Origin of the sequence: Micromonospora sp. H33, from assembly GCF_052068455.1 — a bacterium.
GTDB lineage: Bacteria > Actinomycetota > Actinomycetes > Mycobacteriales > Micromonosporaceae > Micromonospora.
Genome location: NZ_JBQHDE010000001.1, coordinates 1,107,764 through 1,125,015, shown reverse-complemented (window position 1 = coordinate 1,125,015; position 17,252 = coordinate 1,107,764). Strand labels below are relative to the sequence as shown.

18 protein-coding genes and 1 pseudogene are annotated in these 17,252 nt (G+C 73.0%); 13 read left to right on the top strand and 6 right to left on the bottom strand.

All coding sequences use genetic code 11. The annotated features are described in order from the left end of the window. The first annotated feature begins 55 nt into the window (after positions 1-55). Positions 56-811, top strand: coding sequence for a LytR/AlgR family response regulator transcription factor (locus ACTMS0_RS05340; RefSeq protein WP_441153924.1), 756 nt, complete (start codon positions 56-58; stop codon positions 809-811). Here ACTMS0_RS05340 and ACTMS0_RS05335 read toward each other — a convergent pair. Next, a complete protein-coding gene (locus ACTMS0_RS05335) occupies positions 808-1,539 on the bottom strand; it encodes a prepilin peptidase (RefSeq protein ID WP_441153923.1) in 732 nt (243 codons plus the stop codon). The genes ACTMS0_RS05340 and ACTMS0_RS05335 overlap by 4 nt on opposite strands. A 125-nt stretch (positions 1,540-1,664) precedes the next feature. Between ACTMS0_RS05335 and ACTMS0_RS05330 the strand changes: the two genes are divergently transcribed. After that, complete coding sequence (locus ACTMS0_RS05330) at positions 1,665-2,327, top strand: DUF5701 family protein (RefSeq protein ID WP_441153922.1); 663 nt, start codon at positions 1,665-1,667, stop codon at positions 2,325-2,327. Positions 2,328-2,378: 51 nt separating this feature from the next. On the opposite strand, the gene ACTMS0_RS05325 is transcribed toward ACTMS0_RS05330, so the two are convergent. Next, positions 2,379-3,617 (bottom strand): WD40/YVTN/BNR-like repeat-containing protein, encoded by a 1,239-nt coding sequence (locus ACTMS0_RS05325; RefSeq protein ID WP_441153921.1) that lies wholly within the window; start codon positions 3,615-3,617, stop codon positions 2,379-2,381. After that, the gene (locus ACTMS0_RS05320; protein ID WP_441153920.1) at positions 3,604-4,122 is read right to left on the bottom strand and encodes an RNA polymerase sigma factor; all 519 of its coding nucleotides are present in this window, start codon (positions 4,120-4,122) and stop codon (positions 3,604-3,606) included. Before ACTMS0_RS05320 ends, ACTMS0_RS05325 begins: the two co-directional genes overlap by 14 nt. A gap of 335 nt (positions 4,123-4,457) precedes the next feature. Between ACTMS0_RS05320 and ACTMS0_RS05315 the strand changes: the two genes are divergently transcribed. Continuing rightward, a complete protein-coding gene (locus ACTMS0_RS05315) occupies positions 4,458-4,847 on the top strand; it encodes a hypothetical protein (protein ID WP_441154017.1) in 390 nt (129 codons plus the stop codon). Position 4,848: 1 nt separating this feature from the next. Then, positions 4,849-6,489, top strand: coding sequence for a sodium/solute symporter (locus tag ACTMS0_RS05310; RefSeq protein WP_441153919.1), 1,641 nt, complete (start codon positions 4,849-4,851; stop codon positions 6,487-6,489). Between the two features lie 52 nt (positions 6,490-6,541). Here ACTMS0_RS05310 and ACTMS0_RS05305 read toward each other — a convergent pair whose 3' ends face one another. Then, complete coding sequence (locus ACTMS0_RS05305; protein ID WP_441153918.1) at positions 6,542-7,363, bottom strand: hypothetical protein; 822 nt, start codon at positions 7,361-7,363, stop codon at positions 6,542-6,544. A 187-nt stretch (positions 7,364-7,550) separates the two neighbouring features. Here ACTMS0_RS05305 and ACTMS0_RS05300 point away from each other — a divergent pair, with 187 nt between their 5' ends. From ACTMS0_RS05300 to ACTMS0_RS05280, 5 genes and pseudogenes are all read left to right on the top strand, one after another. Then, positions 7,551-8,315 carry an ABC transporter ATP-binding protein gene (locus ACTMS0_RS05300; protein ID WP_441153917.1) on the top strand — a complete coding sequence of 255 codons (765 nt, stop codon included), beginning with the start codon at positions 7,551-7,553 and terminating at the stop codon, positions 8,313-8,315. Further along, the gene (locus ACTMS0_RS05295; RefSeq protein WP_441153916.1) at positions 8,300-9,988 is read left to right on the top strand and encodes an ABC transporter permease; all 1,689 of its coding nucleotides are present in this window, start codon (positions 8,300-8,302) and stop codon (positions 9,986-9,988) included. The genes ACTMS0_RS05300 and ACTMS0_RS05295 overlap by 16 nt, the downstream gene beginning before the upstream one ends. 92 nt (positions 9,989-10,080) lie before the next feature. Beyond that, a pseudogene (locus ACTMS0_RS05290) lies at positions 10,081-10,633 on the top strand (SigE family RNA polymerase sigma factor). Next, entirely contained in the window at positions 10,626-11,852 is a 1,227-nt protein-coding gene (locus tag ACTMS0_RS05285) for a hypothetical protein (RefSeq protein ID WP_441153915.1), read from the top strand. Before ACTMS0_RS05290 ends, ACTMS0_RS05285 begins: the two are co-directional and overlap by 8 nt. Before the next feature lie 62 nt (positions 11,853-11,914). Continuing rightward, positions 11,915-12,406, top strand: a complete 492-nt coding sequence (locus ACTMS0_RS05280; protein ID WP_441153914.1) for an SRPBCC family protein — start codon at positions 11,915-11,917, stop codon at positions 12,404-12,406. 226 nt (positions 12,407-12,632) lie between these two features. Here the strand turns inward: ACTMS0_RS05280 and ACTMS0_RS05275 are convergent, their stop codons facing one another. Both ACTMS0_RS05275 and ACTMS0_RS05270 read right to left on the bottom strand, forming a co-directional pair. Continuing rightward, positions 12,633-12,815 (bottom strand): DUF397 domain-containing protein, encoded by a 183-nt coding sequence (locus tag ACTMS0_RS05275; protein ID WP_441153913.1) that lies wholly within the window; start codon positions 12,813-12,815, stop codon positions 12,633-12,635. Then, positions 12,812-13,597, bottom strand: a complete 786-nt coding sequence (locus ACTMS0_RS05270; RefSeq protein ID WP_441153912.1) for a helix-turn-helix domain-containing protein — start codon at positions 13,595-13,597, stop codon at positions 12,812-12,814. Before ACTMS0_RS05270 ends, ACTMS0_RS05275 begins: the two co-directional genes overlap by 4 nt. 196 nt (positions 13,598-13,793) lie before the next feature. Here ACTMS0_RS05270 and ACTMS0_RS05265 point away from each other — a divergent pair, with 196 nt between their 5' ends. From ACTMS0_RS05265 to ACTMS0_RS05250, 4 genes are all read left to right on the top strand, one after another. Further along, positions 13,794-14,033: a hypothetical protein gene (locus tag ACTMS0_RS05265; RefSeq protein ID WP_441153911.1), complete on the top strand. Its 240-nt coding sequence runs from the start codon at positions 13,794-13,796 to the stop codon at positions 14,031-14,033. Positions 14,034-14,232: 199 nt separating this feature from the next. Next, positions 14,233-14,916 carry a flavin reductase family protein gene (locus tag ACTMS0_RS05260; RefSeq protein ID WP_441154016.1) on the top strand — a complete coding sequence of 228 codons (684 nt, stop codon included), beginning with the start codon at positions 14,233-14,235 and terminating at the stop codon, positions 14,914-14,916. Between the two features lie 245 nt (positions 14,917-15,161). Then, positions 15,162-15,530, top strand: coding sequence for a DUF485 domain-containing protein (locus tag ACTMS0_RS05255; RefSeq protein ID WP_441153910.1), 369 nt, complete (start codon positions 15,162-15,164; stop codon positions 15,528-15,530). Continuing rightward, entirely contained in the window at positions 15,508-17,181 is a 1,674-nt protein-coding gene (locus ACTMS0_RS05250) for a solute symporter family protein (protein ID WP_441153909.1), read from the top strand. The genes ACTMS0_RS05255 and ACTMS0_RS05250 overlap by 23 nt, the downstream gene beginning before the upstream one ends. Positions 17,182-17,252 lie beyond the last annotated feature (71 nt).

The window sequence follows — 17,252 nt, the reverse complement described above, 5'->3', positions numbered from 1 at the left end:
TCAAGCACAGCGCGCTTGTGCCTCATGGCGGCACGGAGCGAAGCGGAGTGCCGACATGAGCGGGTTTTTGCGGGTGCTGGCGGTGGACGACGAGCCGCCGGCGCTGGACGAGCTGGCGTACCACCTGCGGACCGACCCGCGGGTGGCCCGGCTGCACACGGCCGGGGACGCCACCGAGGCGCTGCGGGTGCTCCGCGACGACGACGTGGACGTGGTCTTCCTCGACATCCGGATGCCCGGCCTGGACGGCATGGAGCTGGCCCGGGTGCTGCGGCGCTTCGCCCGGCCCCCGGCGATCGTCTTCGTCACCGCGTACGACGACGGCGCGGTGGACGCGTTCGACCTGGGCGCCACCGACTACGTCCGCAAGCCGGTCCGCGCCGAGCGGCTGGCCGAGTCGCTGCGCCGGGTGATCGGATCGCGGGTGGTGCCGACCCATCCGGCGGCGTTGGCCCGGGCCGAGGAGGATCCGACCATCCCGGTCGAGCTGGCCGGGACGACCCGCATGCTGCCCCGCTCGGCGGTGCGCTGGGTGGAGGCGCAGGGCGACTACGCCCGGCTGCACACCGCCGACGGCTCGCACCTGGTCCGGGTGTCGCTGGCGACCCTGGCCGAGCGCTGGGCGGATGCCGGGTTCGTCCGGATCCACCGGTCCTACCTGGTGCAGTTGAAGCTCATCGCCGAGCTGCGGCTGGTCAACTCCGGCTACGTGGTGGTGGTCGACTCGACCGAGCTGCCGGTCAGCCGGCGGCACACCCGGGAGTTGAAGGACAAGCTGGTCCGGGCGGCCAAGCAGGACTGGAGCCGCTAACCGACGAGCATCGCGAGGAGCGCGGCTCCGAGCATCGCCGGCCCGTACGGGACGGGGGTCCGCCAGCCGGCGCGACGGGTGATCAGGAGGCCGGCGACGAGCGGCAGGTTCACCAGCGGGGCGAGCACCACACCGGCCCCGACGGCCGGCCACCCCAGCCAGCCGAGGTGGAGCCCGAGGACGGCGCCGAGCTTCACGTCGCCGAAGCCGAGCGGAGAGCGGGGCAGCAGGGCGAGCGCGAGGTAGCCGGCGGCGCAGACCACCACGGCGAGCGCACCGCGTACCAGTGCCGGGACGGCCTCCTCCGCGAGCGCCGCCACCGCCAGGAGCACCACCCCGCCGAGGAAGGCGGCACCGACCAGCGGGTCGGGCAGCCGCAGCACGCGCAGGTCGACCAGGGCCAGCGGCACCGCGAGGGCGGCCAGCAGCAGGAACGCAGGCAGCGCCCAGGACGGGCCGGCCGCCACCGCGGCGGCCGCGCCGGCGGCCGCGGACAGCGGCACGGTGACCGCCGAGCCGGGTACGGGTCGCCGCCCGCACTCCAGGCACCGGCCCGTCGACCGCCACCAGGGCGGGCTCGCCGTCGCGCAGTCGGGGCAGGCACTGCGCCAGGGCGGCTTCGGCTGGCCGTCCGGCCACTCCACCGCGTACCGGTCGATCAGCCCGGGCAGCAGCAGCCCCCAGCCGGCGCCGGCGACGGTGGCGGCGGCCACGAGGGGGAGCAGCACGGGCGGGATAGTATCCATGCCCGTCGCTGTGGCGGGGTCCCGAACGACGTGATCGGCCGGACCGGGAATAGATGCGGCTTGCCGTACACTGTACGGTAGGCCGTACGAGCCCGAGGAGGACGCCCGTGACCGATACCCCCTTCGACCCCGGCGCAGAGTTCGACCGCCAGGTGCACCGACTCGTGGAACTGGGCTACCCCGCACTGGCCGGCCTCAGCCCGGAGAGCTTCCGCGACCTGGTCGTCCCGTTGCGGGCGGCGGCGGTCACCGGCGCGACCGGGCTGCCCGCCCCGACCGAGGGGCGCGTGCCGTTCCTCCTGGTCGTGACGCGCGACCTGGTGCCCGTCGAGGCGCGCGTCGCACTGACCACCCTGGCGGGCAAGAGCAGGCCCGGGATCGTCGACCGGCACTACGCCGAGGGCGACCTGGCCCGCTTCGATCCGATCAAGGAGCTGGAGGTGCCGGCCGGGCCGGCGTACCTCCTCTTCGACGTCGATCGGGGTGAGGAGACGCGCAACCTGGCCCCCGCCTCCGCGATGGAGGTGATCACCGGCCAGGACCGGCTGCCGCTCACCATCGACGAGGGCCTCGCCTTCGTCACGCTGCACCCGCCGGCCCTGGCGAAGAACAAGTGCTTCTCCCTGGTCGGCTCCCGCTGCGGCGACAAGCGGGTGCCGGCGATCTGGATCAGCCAGGGCGCGCCGAAGCTGGGCTGGTGCTGGTGGGGCAACCCGCACACCTGGCTCGGGTCCGCCTCCGCCCACCCCGTCCGCGTCGGCCTGGAGTGACCCTCGTCGGTGGGCCGGGCCCCCGTGTGCCCGGCCCACGGACGGCTCCCGTCAGTCCGGCAGCGAGAAGCGCACCCACGTCTCGCCATCGGTGGTGAGCTGCACGTGGTCGGGACCGAGCACGGACATGTCGTCCCGGCCGTAGAGCCAGGCGCTCCCGGGCGCCACCCCTGTCCCGCCCTCCCGGCCGTTCTCGCGCACACGGGTGAAGTGCCGGCCACCGTCGCGGCTTACCAGCAGGTGATCTGTGACCCTGTCGGCCTCGTGCCGGCTGTCCGAGATCATCAAGGAACCGTCCGCGCCGATCGTGAAGCCGCGCACGACCGGGGTGCTGGGCAGGTCGGTGCCGACGTCCGTCCAGGTCCGTCCGCCGTCGGTGGTGTGCAGCAGCCGCGACGCGACTCCGGGCTTCATGGGCTCGGTCCCGGGCGGCGGGTCCGGCTCGGTCAACAGGTACGCCTCCGTGCCGCTCACCGCCGCCACGGCGGTCACCGAGGCGCCGGCCGGCGCCTTGGACGTACGCCAGGTGGCCCCCCGGTCCACGCTGCGCGCGACGGTCGCCCGCAGATCCGCGTCCCCCGGCCAGTACGTCACCCAGATCGCCCCGTCCGCAGCCGGGTAGATGCTGAACGGCGGGTACGGAGACACCGGCTCGCCCCGCAGCCGGTAGACCGTTCCCGTCCCCGGGTCGGTCGCCAGCGGCTCGGCCATCGCACCGCATCCCTCCTGACAGAAGACCGGGCGGGCGACCCTCGGAAAGGCCGTCACCGTCACCATCGCCTCGTCCGCCGACCGCCAGGTGCGGCCGTGGTCGGTGGAGAGGTGGCGCTCGCCGTTGTGTAACACCAGGTAGGAACGCTCGTCGAGCACGGTGAACCGCAGGTCGGTGGAGGCCATCCCGTTCTCGTCCGGCCGGCAGCCCGGTACCTGGTACACCGCCGTCGCGTAGTCGCTCCAGGTCCGGCCGGCGTCCCGGGTATGGGCGAAGCGGAGCACGCAGCTCCGGTGCTCCACACCGACCGCGCTGTCGCCGCCGGTGAGGAAGAGCCGCGTCCCGCGATCCTCCCGGGTGGCGGTCGGCTCGGGCGTGGCCCAGTCGACGCCCGGCGACCGGTCGCCCAGCGGCACGGCCGTCATTCCGACCGTCACCACCACGGCGACCAGGGCCATCCCGGCGACCCGCCGTCGGCGTCGTGCGCGGACGGTGGCCCACAGCTCGTCGAGGGGTGGCTGGCGTACCGCGTCGGCGACCGTCGCGGTGTCGAACCCGGTGAACTCACGATCGGACATCGATCCTCCCGGTTCGCGTCGGGTCGGAGTCAGGGTCGGTGAGCCGCGCGGCGAGGGCCGTCCGGCCCCGGGACAACCGGGACTTGACGGTGCCGACCGAGACGCCGAGGGCGTGGGCGACCTCGTCCACCGGCAGGTCGACGAGGTAGTGCAGAGCCAGCGCCTGCCGCTGTCCCGTGGGCAGCTCGCGCAGGGCGGCGAGCAGCGCCAGGTGCTCGGGCGCGGTGTCGGCGACCATCGGCGGTGGTCCGATCCGGTGCAGCAGCCGGTCGAGTACCCGGCGGCGCCGGTGCCGGGTACGGGCCACGTTCACGGCGACCCGGCGCAGCCACGCCTCCGGGTTGTCCAACCGCACGAACCGCCGGGGCCGCGCGAGCGCGCGGGTGAACGCCTCCTGGACCGCCTCCTGGGCCTCGCCCAGGTCTCCGGTCACCGCGTAGAGCTGCACCACGAGCCGCCGGAAGCACCCGGCGTAGATGTCGCCGATGACGTCGTCGTCGGACACCGTCACCTCCCTCCTCCACCTCTTCCACTCGCGGGCGGGGCGGAAGGTTCCGAGGTGACGGTCGGAAGACGCCGGGAAGCGTCAGCGGGTGGTCCCGCATCGACCGTCACCCACAACGGACCAGGGTCGTCGGCGCAGGTCACCCGCGCCGGCGCGGATGTTATCCACAGGGGTGACGCGTTCTCCACAAGTTGTCCACAGGCCTCCTGTGCACCGCTTGACATTCCCGGCGATCGGGCCAGACTGCCGGAGTGGCCGCTGCCGACGATCCCGGCCAGGCGCCCCGGGCACGGACACGGCCCGGGGCGCCGCTCCGACGTGACGACCCCGGCCGGGTGCCGGCCCAGGCCGCCCGGCCGCCGGAGCGCACCCGCATCGTGCTGGCCGACGTGGTGCGGCGCGAGACGCGCACCGACCGCACCCGCACCGAGCTGGCCCAGCAGACCCGGGTCGGCGAGGCGCTGGTCCGGGGCCTGGTCCGCGCACAGCTCTCCCTCGCGCTGCGGCTGTCGCTGGTGGTGGCGATCGGGCTCGGCGGGCTGCCGTGGCTGTTCGCCATCGCTCCCTCGGTCGGCCGGGTCACCGTGCTCGGGGTGAACCTGCCGTGGCTGCTGCTCGGGGTGGCCGCCTTCCCGTTGCTGGTCGCGGTCGGCTGGGCGTACGTGCGGCTGGCCGAGCGCAACGAGCAGGACTTCACCGACCTGGTCCAGCGGCCGGAGCGCTGAGGTGGACAACGGGTACGTCGTCCCGGCGATCGTGGCGGTTACTCTGGTCACCGTCGGCATCGGCTTCTACGGCCTGCGCCTCGCCCGCACCACCTCGGACTTCCTGGTCGCGTCCCGGATGGTCAGCCCGACCTGGAACGCCGCGGCGATCGGCGGCGAGTACCTGTCGGCCGCGAGCTTCCTCGGCATCGCCGGCCTGATCCTCAAGTACGGCGTCGACGTGCTCTGGTATCCGGTCGGGTTCGCCGCCGGTTACCTCGCACTGCTGCTCTTCGTCGCCGCGCCGCTGCGCCGCTCCGGCGCGTTCACCCTGCCCGACTTCTGCGAGCTGCGGCTCGGCTCCCGGTGGCTGCGTACGCTCGCCACCGTCTTCGTGATCTTCATCGGGTGGCTCTACCTCGTACCCCAGTTGCAGGGCGCCGGGTTGACGCTGGCCACGCTGGTCGGCTCGCCGTACCCCGTGGGCGCCCTCGTGGTCGCGGCGGTGGTCACGGCGAACGTGGCGCTCGGCGGCATGCGCGCGATCACCTTCGTGCAGGCCTTCCAGTACTGGCTGAAGCTGACCGCGCTCGCCGTACCCGCGATCTTCCTGGCGTTGCAGTGGCAGGCCGACGCCCGCCCGGCGGTGACCCCGCCCGACGGGCCGACGTTCCGGGCCGCGACAACCGTCGTGGTCGAGCATCCCGCGACGCTCACCCTGCCCGACGGGGCCACCCGGGAGGTACGCCCCGGCGACGAACTGACGTTCGCGGCGGGTGACCCGGTGCCGGAGGTCTCCGGGGTGGCCACGGACGCGGCGGACTGGCTGCTGCCCAGCACCGCCGGGGACGACGACCGAGGGCTGTTCGCCACGTACTCGCTGATCCTCGCCACGTTCCTGGGCACCATGGGACTGCCGCACGTACTGGTCCGCTTCTACACCAACCCCGACGGCGCCGCCGCCCGCCGCACCACGCTGGTCGTGCTCGCCCTGGTCGGCGCCTTCTACCTGCTCCCGACCATCTACGGGGTGCTCGGCCGGATCTACACGCCACACCTGCTGATCACCGGGCAGACCGACGCGGTGGTGGTCCTGCTGCCCGGCGCGGCGCTCGGCGACGGCACGACGGGGCGGCTGCTCGCCGCACTGGTCGCCGCGGGGGCGTTCGCCGCGTTCCTCTCCACCTCGTCCGGGCTGCTCACCAGCGTCGCCGGGGTCATCTCGACGGACGTGCTGGGGCGGGGCTCGGTCCGCGGGTTCCGGCTGGCCACGGTGATCGCGGGCACGGTGCCCGCGGTGCTCGCGCTCAACGTCTCCGGGCTGGACGTGTCGCAGGTGGTGGGGCTGGCCTTCGCGGTCGCCGCGTCGAGCTTCTGCCCGCTGCTCGTGCTCGGCATCTGGTGGCGGGGGCTGACCGACCTCGGCGCGGCCGCCGGCGTGCTGACCGGTGGCGGCGCCGCCGTCGGGGCGGTGCTGGTGACGGTGCTCGGGCCGCCGCTGTCCGGCTGGCCGGCCACGCTCACCGCGCAGCCGGCCGCCTGGACGGTTCCGCTCGCCTTCACCGTGATGGTGGCGGTGTCGGTGGCGACCCGCCGCCGCGTCCCGGCCGGTATCGGCGCCACGATGCTCCGCCTGCACGCCCCCGAAGCCCTGCGCTTGTAAGGAAGAGCCCCTCTTGACGCGCGGTAGCGGAAGGTCCCCCTGCCAACAACTCTCAGCAGGCGTCCGTGCCCGCGCAGAGCCGGCTCGCCACCGTACGAACGTAGGACCGCGCCTCGTGCTCGGTCGCCTGGTCGCCCAACCGGACCTGTGCCACCAGGTCGCCCGCACGGACGAGGAGCAAGCGGCCCGGCTCGCCCTCGATGACCGAGCCCACCAGCAGCGACTCGGCTCCACCCAACCCGTCGGCCAGAAGGGTGAGCGAGTCGCCCGGGCGGTTCGGGACACAGCCCGCGACCAGCCGGCGCGCGTTGTCCATCACCGTGGCGGCGGCATCGCCCGAATGACGGGTCACCCGCTCGATGAGCACGTCGGTCTGCGAGTCGAACCGGACGTCGCGTCGGCCCACCTCGCCGACCAGCAGCGAGGGCGAGGTGTCGCGGCAGTGGACCGCCAGCGACTCCAGCGGCCAGTCGCCGCCCACGTCGCTCCTGAGGGACCGGAAATCGTCGGGCAGGTCGGCGAGTCGCAGCATCGCCGCGGCCGGGACCGACCGGGGCGGCGTACCGGCGCTCGGCGGGCCGCTGCCGGCACCCGGGGTCGACGGCGTCGACGGCTGGACCGACGGCGTCGGACCGGCGGTCCGGCTGGGGGCCACGCTCGGCGTCGGGCTTTCCGTCGTAGGTGCCGGTGGCGGCGCGGCGTCCGGACGGCCCGCCACGGCCACCCAGGCGCTGACGACCGTGGCGACGGCGACGGCACCGGCGAGGCCGGCGGCGATCCGGGTACGGCGGGCACTCCGGCCCACCTGGTCGGCGGGTTCCCCGAGCAGGCGCTCGGTGTCGCGGTGCGGCTCGGCGAAGAGCAGATCAGGCATGGCCGATCTCCCCGCGGTAGAACTGCTGGAAGCCACCATCCCCGTTCACACCTCGCCCCTCGGTCCAGGTCCTGCCCTCCATACGCCTGGCGCGAAGAGCCGGTTGCATGGCTACGCCCGAGGAATGACGGTGGATCATCCCTCAGCGGGAGCGGTCGGCTGGCCCTCGCCGGATACGGTCGGACGCATGACTGGTGAGCACCAGGCCCTCGCGTTGCGTGGGCTGGCCAAGCGCTTCGACGACAAGGTGGCGGTGGCCGGCGTCGACCTCGACGTGCCGGCCGGGTCGTTCTACGGCCTGCTCGGCCCGAACGGCGCCGGCAAGACGACCACGCTGTCGATGGCGGTGGGCCTGCTCCGGCCGGACGCCGGGCGCGCCTGGGTGCTCGGGCACGACGTCTGGGCCGACCCGGTCCGCGCGAAGCAGCTGCTCGGCGTCATGCCCGACGGCGTACGCCTCTTCGACCGGCTGAGCGGCGCGGAGCTGCTCGCGTACCACGGTCTGCTGCGCGGGATGGACCCGGCGGTGGTCGACCAGCGGGCGGCGGAGCTGCTGGACGTGCTCGCCCTCGGCGACGCCGGCCGGACGCTGGTGGTGGACTACTCGGCCGGCATGAAGAAGAAGATCGGCCTGGCCTGCGCGCTGCTGCACGGGCCCCGGCTGCTCGTGCTGGACGAGCCGTTCGAGGCGGTCGACCCGGTGTCGGCGGCGCTGATCCGGGACATCCTCCAGCGGTACGTGGCCGGGGGCGGGACGGTCGTGTTCTCCAGCCACGTGATGGAGGTCGTGGAGCGGCTCTGCTCGCACGTCGCGATCCTCGCCGCCGGCACCATCAAGCGCGTCGGCACGCTGGACGAGGTACGCGGGGACCGCTCGCTGGAGCAGGTCTTCGTGGAGGTCGTCGGTGGGCGTACGGCGACTGGTGAGGAGCTGGCGTGGCTGTCGCGGTGACCGGCTCGGCGGCACCGGCCCGGCGGGTGTCCGCACGGCACTTCGTACGGCTGAAGCTGCGGGTGATGGGCAACAACTTCCGTGGCCAGGGCTGGCGGATCGCCCTCTTCGTGGTGGGCTCGCTGGTCGGGCTCTGGTTCGCGGTGACCGGCTTCCTCCTCTTCGCCGCCCCGGGTTTCGCCGACAGCGACCGGTACGCGCTGCTCGTCGCGGCGTTCGGCGGCGGGCTCATGGTGCTCGGCTGGCTGCTGCTGCCGCTGGTCTTCTTCGGCGTGGACGAGACGCTGGACCCGGCCCGGTTCGCGCTGCTGCCGCTGTCCCGCCGGACGCTGGTCACCGGTCTGTTCGCGGCGGCGCTGGTGAGCGTCCCGGCGGTCGCCGTGCTGCTGGCGCTCTCCGGCCTGGTGGTCACGGCCGGCGCGCTCGGCGGGTGGTCGGCCGCTCTGGTGCAGGCGATCGGCGTGGTGGCCGGCCTGCTGCTGTGCGTCGCCGCCGCCCGCGCGGTCACCAGCGCCTTCGCCACCATGCTGCGCTCCCGCCGGGTCCGCGACCTGGCGGCGGTGCTGCTGGCTGTGGTCGCCGCGCTGATCGGCCCGCTGCAACTGGCCGCGACCGCCGCGCTCCGGGACGCGGACTGGGACCGGTTCACCTCGGCGGCGACGGTGGTCGGCTGGACGCCGCTCGGGGCGCCGTGGACCGTCGGCATCGACCTCGCGCAGGGGCGGGTGTGGGCGGCGCCGGTGAAGCTGCTGATCACCGCGCTCGCCGTGGGGGCGCTGTTGACCTGGTGGTCCCGCTCCCTGGAGTCGGCGATGGTCGGCGCGGCCAGCAGCGGCAAGGCCCCGACCCGGCCGGAGGCGAGCGGCGCCCCCGTCGCGCAGCTCTTCCCGCGTGCGCTCGGCTGGCTCCCGCGGGACCGGTTCGGCGCGCTGGTGGCACGGGAGGCGCGGTACTGGTGGCGGGACGCCCGGCGGCGGGCGAACCTCATCACGGTGGCGGTGGTCGGCCTGTTCGTCCCGGCCATGGTCAACCTGGGCGGCTCGAACGTCGTCGACGGCTCCGGTGGCTTCGGCACTCCGGACACGTCCTCCCCGGTGCTGGTGAGCCTGTCGATGCTGTTCGTCGGCGTCCTCGCCGCGGTCACCCTGGCCAACCAGTTCGGCTTCGACGGCAGCGCGTACGCGGCGAACGTGGTCGCGGGCGTACCGGGAAAGGTGGAGCTGCGCGCCCGGATGGCGGCGTTCTCGCTCTACGTGCTGCCACTGGTCGTGGTCATCTCCGTCGTGCTCGCGCTGATCCTGGGCGAGCCGGGCTGGATCGGGTTGACGGCGGGCAGCCTGCTCGCCACGTACGGCGCGGGGCTGGCGGTCAACACGTTCCTGTCGGTGCTCGGGGCGTACTCGCTGCCGGAGACGAGCAACCCGTTCGCGCTCAACACCGGGGCCGGGGTGGCCCGCAGCTTCCTGACCCTCCTGTCGATGCTCGCCTCGGCGGCCGCCGCCGTCCCGATGATCGTGGCCGCCGCACTCCTCGGGGACGTGTGGCTCTGGCTGGCCCTGCCGGTCGGTGCGGCGTACGGGCTGGGCGCAGCGCTGCTCGGCGCGTACCTGGCCGGCGACGTCCTGGACCGCCGCCAGCCCGAACTCCTGGCGACGGTCACCCCCCGCCGCTGACGCATCGGCGACACCTGCAACCGGCGCTGGTGGCAAGGGGTGTGCCGGGCAGAGCCGCACTCGAGCGGCGAGCCAACAGGGGAGGCGCCATCGTGATGGTGCGGATGCACGACCCCGGCGACATCCCGGAGGAGCTGTCGCCCACGCCCACGGGAGGCGTGGGCGACAGCTTCGAGGCGTTCTACGCGGCCAACTTCCAGCCGTTGATGCTCCAGTTGTACGCATACACGGCCGACCTCGGCCAGGCGCAGGACGCGGTGCAGGAGGCATTCAGCCGAGCCTGGCCCCGGTGGGACCGGCTCGTCCGGTACGACCGCCCGGCCGCCTGGGTGCGCACGGTCGCGCTGAACGTGGCTCGGAACCGTTGGCGCAGGCTGCGGGCCGCCCGCGCGCACGCGCGGTTCCATCGTGACGAGGTGACCGAGGGGCCGGGCCCGGACCGGGTGGCGCTGGCTCGCGCACTCGCCACCCTGCCCGAGAACCAGCGGCGAGCCGTCGTGCTCTTCCACGTGGCCGACCTCAGCATCGCCGACATCGCCGACCAGGAAGGGGTCGCTCCCGGGACGGTGAAGTCCTGGTTGCACCGGGGCCGTACCGCGCTCGCCACCGCACTCTCCGACTCGGACGGAGGAGCCTGATGCCTGAGCACGACACCGGGCCGAACCTGAACGACATCTTCACCGCGTACACCTCGGGGGGGCCGCTGGTGGCACCGCCCGGCGCCGCCGCCGCTCAGCAGGTCGCCCGCCGGCGCCGTACGGCCAGGATCGCGGCGGCCGGCGTGCTGGCGATGGTGCTGGCGGCCGCCCCGGCGTTCGCGGCGACCTGGGTCGACCCAGATCCGCCCGCACCGCCGGGGAACACGGCGACGCCGTCCGCCTCCGCCAGTTCCCCGCCCCCCTCGCCGACCCCGTCGTCCACGTCGACGCCCGCCGCGCCGCCGCCGGACGGCCGGATCGGCGAGGCGGAGTTGGGCGACGCCACCCTCGAGCTACCCGCCTGGCCGACGAACCTGAAGGACTACTGTCCGGCGGGGCAGGTCCGGTTCTCCGACGGCCGCGCCAAGCTCTCGCCGGACGCGGAACTCGACGTGCGCATCGTCCAGGTCGTCCATGCCGATCTGGACCGGGACGGGGCGCAGGAGACCGCAGCCCTGATCATCTGCAGCGGGCTGGAGATGAGCGAGTCCCGGGTGCTCGCCTTCGACCGGACCACGGACGGCCGGATCGCGACGATGGGCCTGGTGACCGGGGAGACCGACGGCATCGCCGGCATGCGCCGGATCCGCGCGAAGGGCACCGCCGTCGAGGTGGAGGTCGTGGACGCGGCAGGCGACGGGGTTGCGGACGGACTCGCGCAGCCACAGTGGCGGAGCTACTCGTGGTCGGACGGGCGCTTCGTCCAGTCGGGCGGACCGACCGCCTTCCCGGCGAACCCGCGGGTCACCGATCTCTCCGTCAGTGGTGGCGACGTTCGACTTACGCCCGACGGCGCGGACACGGCGTCGGGCACCTTGCGCCTGACCGTCGGCAACGAGGGACCGCAGCGGGCCACCGAGCCGCGGCTGCGGGTGACCCTGCCGACCGGGTTCGAGATCACCTCCCTCCCCCCGGACTGCACGACGTTCGTCTTCGCCCGGGGTACGGACTACACCTGCCAGCTGCCGACGCTGGCGGTGGGGGGCAGCTTCGGCGTCGACCTTCCGGTGTCCCTGCGACGGTCCCCGCTGGGCAGCGGGAAGGTCGGCGAGTGGTCGGCCAAGGTCGTCTGGAGTCCCGGGGACGGCGAGGGCGCACCCTACCCGGAGCCGGACGGCGCCGAGAAGGACAATTCGGCGAGGGGAGGCCTGGCGGTGGCCGACTGAATCCGGTCCAGACCGCCCGGCGACCCCGTCTACAGGTTGCCGGGCGGCGGCACAATGCCGTGATGCCTGTCGTCGAGGCGGTGGCGACCGTTCCGGTCCCACCCCAACTGGCCTTCGCGGTCTCGCAGACCACCGCGCCGGTGCGTTACCGGTGGGACCCGTTCGTCCGTGAGCAGCACTTCGTCGGAGGCGCCACCCGGCCCGGCAAGGGGGTGCGGACCTTCACCCGCTCCCGGCACGGGCTGGTCATGGTCAGCGAGTACGTGTCGTTCGCGCCGCCGACCAACGTCGGCATGAAGATGGTGCGCGGCCCCTGGTTCTTCGAGATGTTCGCCGGCGGGTGGCGGTTCGCGCCCGGCCCCGAACCGGGTACGACGGTCGCCACCTGGCGGTACAGCTTCCGCTGCCGTCCGGCGTTCCTGCGCCCGGTCGCCGACCGGCTCGGCACGTGGCTGCTCGGCCGGGACCTCCGCCGCCGGATCGCCGGCTACGCCGCCGGCTGCACCGACCCGGACGTGCTCGAAGCGGCCCGCCGCTCACTGCCGGCCGGCTGACACCCTCACCTTCGTCGCAGGCAGCGGCCCGGCTGCCCGGTGCGTGCCCGGCGGCCCGGCGGAGGAGGCTGTCGAGGTTCGCGTCCCCGCCCCACTGCAGATCTTGGACAGTTTCCGTCAGCAGCGAACGGAAACTGTCCAAGATCTCGGCGTGGCACGACCAGCGGGCGCCCGTCGAGGGCGGGGTCGGCAACGGTCGTCTGGGGTTGGACCTCCGCCGGCCGGGTCAGCGGGTACGGGTGGCGGCGATGAAGGTACGCCAGGCGTCGGGGCGGAACGTGAGCGCCGGACCGGACCGGTCCTTGCTGTCCCGCACCAGCACGACCCCCGGCAGATTGTCCGCCACCTCGACACAATTGCCTTGATCGTCCGACCTGGTCGACTTGCGCCAGCGAGCAACGGAGTTCACGGTGTCACCTTCAACTTGTTGATCAACTCAAGCGACGCGCGTTGCGAGAGCGCCTCACCCAGAAGACTCTCCCACTTGCGCAGCACGAGCCCAATCCACTCGGGATAGTCGACGATCTGCCCCCGCGCCGTGTTGTCAAGGCAGAGGAAGCGGTCGTTCCCGGGCAGGTCGGCGAGCACGAATCCCCCGCCGAGGCTGACATGGGCCCCCGCATCGAGCGGCACGACGTGCAACCGCACGTGGGACAACTCGGCCGCCTCCAGCAGCCGACCGAGTTGGCGATCCATCACGGCCGGTCCACCGATCGAGCGGCGCAGAGCGCTCTCGTCGATCAAGAAGACACACTCCGGCGGATCGTCCCGATCCAGCAACTGCTGCCGACTCATCCGAAGTCGGAGCAGTTCTTCCACCCGGTCACTACGGTTTATTCCACCTGCCGAAAAGATCGCCCGGGCATATTCCTCCGTTTGAAGCAGCCCCGGGATGAGGCAGGGCTCGAAGTGCCGCAACCGCTCCGCCTTCTCCTCGTAGCCGTGCCAGGGCAGGAACCATGACGGCGCGCGATCGCCCTCGTGCTCCTTCAGGAGGCCGGCGAGGAGGCCGCCGGTGCCGAGGGCCTGGTCGGCGGCCACGGCGAACTCCATGGTCGGTCGTCGGCGGCCGGTCTCGATGGCGGCGACGGTGGACGGGCTCCACTTGATCAGTGTCGCCAGCCCTTCCTGCGAGACCTCCGCGCCGGCCCGGGCGGCCTTCAGAGCGCGGATCCACATCTCGACGTTCATCCCTTACGTCTCCCGTAAGTATGCGACTGCGTTCCGTAGTAAGCCCTGGCATCCTCCCCCGTCCGGGGCTGACGAGTCCAGGGTGGAGGGTGCGCGGCCCGGCCGGTGGAGGCGACGACCCGGCGGCCGGTCCTGCGTCGGGCCGCCCCGGTCATTCCCCCGGTCGGGGCGGCCCCCGACCTCGAGGAGGCCACCCGTGTTCAGACTGTTCGGGAGGAACGCCGCGCTGCGGTCGTACCGGATGAGGAGCCGGCCGGTGCCGACCGGGGCGCCGGGCGCGACGGCGCCGCACCCGGTCCCGACCCGGTCGCCGGTGCCGCCAACCTGGGCGACCCGGCCGAAGGTGCCGCCGGCGACGGTGGCGCTGCCGCGACCGGGCCGGGCCGGCTGGCTGACCCCGGCGCAGACCTGGCGGGCCAACGGCGGTCGCTGGTGACCCGAACTGGTTGCCGTCCAGATCTTGGAAGATTTCGGCCCCTCGGGGGGCCCGAATCTTCCAAGATCTCCAGCGGCGAGCCGCACCCGGGAGCACGGCGGTGACGCGGTACGTGCCGCATGTGGCGATGCGCCCGCTCTGGCGGTGCCGGGCGTGCGGCGCGCACTGGCCGTGCCAGCCCGCCCGGCTGTCGCTGCTGGTGGAGTACCGGCACGACCGGCCGGCGCTGCTGGTGTACCTGGGGACGCTGATGGCCGAGGCGGCGACCCAGCTCGCGCAGCTCAACGGGAACGGGCGACCGGACGGCCTGCACGAGCGCTTCCTCGGCTGGGCGCGGGCCCGGGACGGCAGAATGTTCCACGTGAATCATGAGCCGGGTGCCGAGATCCACCACACCGACCCGTTCGCCGTGCCGGTGGACCGGCGTTCCCCCGTACGCCGGTTGCGCGGCCGCCTGGCGGCGCCGGTGACACTGTGGACGGCGCCCGGGCCGGCGGGCCTGACGGTCTCCTCCACGCTGGTGGCGGAGGGTGAGCCCGACCGGCTGCTCGGCCTGATCGACCCGGAGTCGGACCTGTGGGCCGCGGTCGAGGAGACCCGCCGCTTCGCGGTCACGCCGCTGAGTCCGTCGCACCGGCAGCTCGCGGACCGGTTCGCGGGGCTCTTTCCGTCGCCCGGCGGCCTCTTCGCCACCGGCACCTGGACGCAGACCGATTACGGTCCGGTGCCGTCGGACGCCGGCGGCTGGGCCGGATGCCGGCTCGACAACGCCCGGGAGTACGGCTGGGGCCTGCTGGTGGAGGCCACGATCGAGACCGTCGAGCTGGCGGAGGAGACGGACCCGCTGCTGCACTACCGGGGCCGGTACCGCGAGCTGACCTGACCAGGCACGCCTCCTTCCAGGCGGAGCGGCTCCCTGCGCCCGCCGGGGGCCTGACGATGGCCGACGCCCTCCCGCCGACGCCGGGGAGGCCGACCGGTCACCGGAGTGAGCCACGTCACTCGGCGCACCCACCGTGCCGTTCGGCGCAGCCGCCGACCGGCGCCGATCTCGCCCTTCCCGGGTTGGGAGCGCGCTACTTACCGTGCGCGAAACTCCCCGATGCCTGTGAAGGTGGTGATCCACAGATGTCCACGGACACACCCGCGTCCGCCCCCACCGAGTCGGTGGCGGAGCGCTATCTGGCCGTACAACGGTCGGACGAGTTCGCCGGGTTGCGTCGCGCGCTGCGCGGCTTCGTCTTCCCGATGACCGTCGCGTTCTTCCTGTGGTACGCGCTCTACGTGATCCTGTCCGCGTACGCGCGGGACTTCATGGGCACGAAGCTCGTCGGCAACATCAACGTCGCCCTGGTCTTCGGGCTGCTCCAGTTCGTCTCCACCTTCCTCATCGCCTGGCTCTACTCCCGGTACGCCGACCGGAAGATCGACCCGGTCGCCGACCGGATCCGCGCCGAGATGGGGGAGGTGACCCATGAACACGGTCCTCGCGGCTGAGGCGGGCGACACCACCGCCCGGAACCTCACCATCACGCTCTTCCTGATCTTCGTGGCGGTGACCCTGGCCATCACGATCTGGGCCAGCCGGCAGACCAAGACGGCCACCGACTTCTACGCGGGCGGTCGCTCCTTCTCCGGCTTCCAGAACGGCATGGCGATCGGCGGCGACTACATGTCGGCGGCGTCGTTCCTCGGCATCGCCGGCATCATCGCCCTGTACGGCTACGACGGGTTCCTCTACTCGATCGGCTTCCTGGTCGCCTGGCTGGTGGCGCTGCTGCTGGTGGCGGAACTGCTGCGCAACTCCGGCCGCTACACGATGGCCGACGTGCTGGCCTTCCGGATGCGGCAGCGGCCGGTCCGCACCGCCGCGGCGGTCTCCACCATCACGGTGTCGATCTTCTACCTGCTGGCCCAGATGGTCGGCGCCGGCGCGCTGGTCGCGCTGCTGCTCGGCATCAGGCCGGGAACGACCTTCCTCGGCATGGACGCGGACGCTGCCAAGATCGCCACGATCATCATGGTCGGCGCCCTGATGATCATCTACGTGACGGTCGGTGGCATGAAGGGCACCACGTACGTGCAGATCGTCAAGGCGTTCCTGCTCATGGGCGGCGCGCTCGTGATGACCCTGCTGGTGCTGGCGAAGTACAAGTTCAACCTCTCCGGGCTGCTCGGCGACGCGGCGGACGCCTCCGGCAAGGGGGCGGCCTTCCTCGAACCCGGACTCCGCTACGGCGTGGAGACACCCGGCGACGCACTCAAGACCTTCTACAGCAAGATGGACCTGCTCTCGCTCGGCATCGCGCTGGTGCTCGGCACGGCCGGCCTGCCGCACATCCTGATCCGCTTCTACACGGTGCCCACGGCGAAGGCGGCCCGGAAGAGCGTGCTCTGGGCGATCGGCATCATCGGCACCTTCTACCTGCTCACCCTCGCGCTCGGCTTCGGCGCCGCGGCGCTGGTGGGCAGCGAGGCGATCACGGCGCAGGACCGGGCGGGCAACACCGCCGCGCCGCAGCTCGCCGAGGCGCTGGGGATCGACTTCCTCGGCGGCGACCTGGGCGGTGCCGCCCTGCTGGCGATCATCGCGGCGGTCGCGTTCGCCACGATCCTGGCCGTGGTCGCCGGCCTGACCCTGGCGTCCTCGTCCAGCCTGGCGCACGACTTCTACGCGAACGTGATCAAGAACGGGACGGCGTCCGAGCGGCAGGAGGTGACGGTCGCGCGGATCTCCGCGCTGGTGATCGGCGCGATCTCGATCGTACTGTCGATCTTCGCGCAGAACCTGAACGTCGCCTTCCTGGTGGCGCTGGCCTTCGCGGTGGCGGCGTCGGGCAACCTGCCGGCGATCCTCTACAGCCTGTTCTGGAAGCGTTTCAACACCTCCGGCGCGGTGTGGGCGATCTACGGCGGCCTGTTCGCCGCGGTCTTCCTGGTGTTCTTCTCCCCGGTGGTCTCCGGGGCGCCGACCGCGATGTTCCCCGAGCAGGACTGGCAGTGGTTCCCGCTGTCGAACCCGGGCATCCTCTCCATCCCGTTCGGCTTCCTGTGCGGGTGGCTCGGCACCGTGCTCTCCAAGGAGCGCGACGAGGACAAGTACGCCGAGCTCGAGGTGCGCTCGCTCACCGGGGCGGGCGCGCACTGACCACCCCGGGTGGGCCGTGCGAACGTGCGCCGGCCCACCCGGCGGTGACCAACCCGGGCCCCCGGTCGACG

Bases quoted from the DNA above. Each gene is read 5' to 3' on its own strand.
- ACTMS0_RS05340 (WP_441153924.1), top strand. From the start codon at position 56: ATGAGCGGGTTTTTGCGGGTGCTGGCGGTGGACGACGAGCCGCCGGCG.
- ACTMS0_RS05325 (WP_441153921.1), bottom strand. From the start codon at position 3,617: ATGTCCGATCGTGAGTTCACCGGGTTCGACACCGCGACGGTCGCCGAC.
- ACTMS0_RS05305 (WP_441153918.1), bottom strand. From the start codon at position 7,363: ATGCCTGATCTGCTCTTCGCCGAGCCGCACCGCGACACCGAGCGCCTG.
- ACTMS0_RS05300 (WP_441153917.1), top strand. From the start codon at position 7,551: ATGACTGGTGAGCACCAGGCCCTCGCGTTGCGTGGGCTGGCCAAGCGC.
- ACTMS0_RS05285 (WP_441153915.1), top strand. From the start codon at position 10,626: ATGCCTGAGCACGACACCGGGCCGAACCTGAACGACATCTTCACCGCG.
- ACTMS0_RS05280 (WP_441153914.1), top strand. From the start codon at position 11,915: ATGCCTGTCGTCGAGGCGGTGGCGACCGTTCCGGTCCCACCCCAACTG.
- ACTMS0_RS05270 (WP_441153912.1), bottom strand. From the start codon at position 13,597: ATGAACGTCGAGATGTGGATCCGCGCTCTGAAGGCCGCCCGGGCCGGC.
- ACTMS0_RS05255 (WP_441153910.1), top strand. From the start codon at position 15,162: ATGTCCACGGACACACCCGCGTCCGCCCCCACCGAGTCGGTGGCGGAG.
- ACTMS0_RS05250 (WP_441153909.1), top strand. From the start codon at position 15,508: ATGAACACGGTCCTCGCGGCTGAGGCGGGCGACACCACCGCCCGGAAC.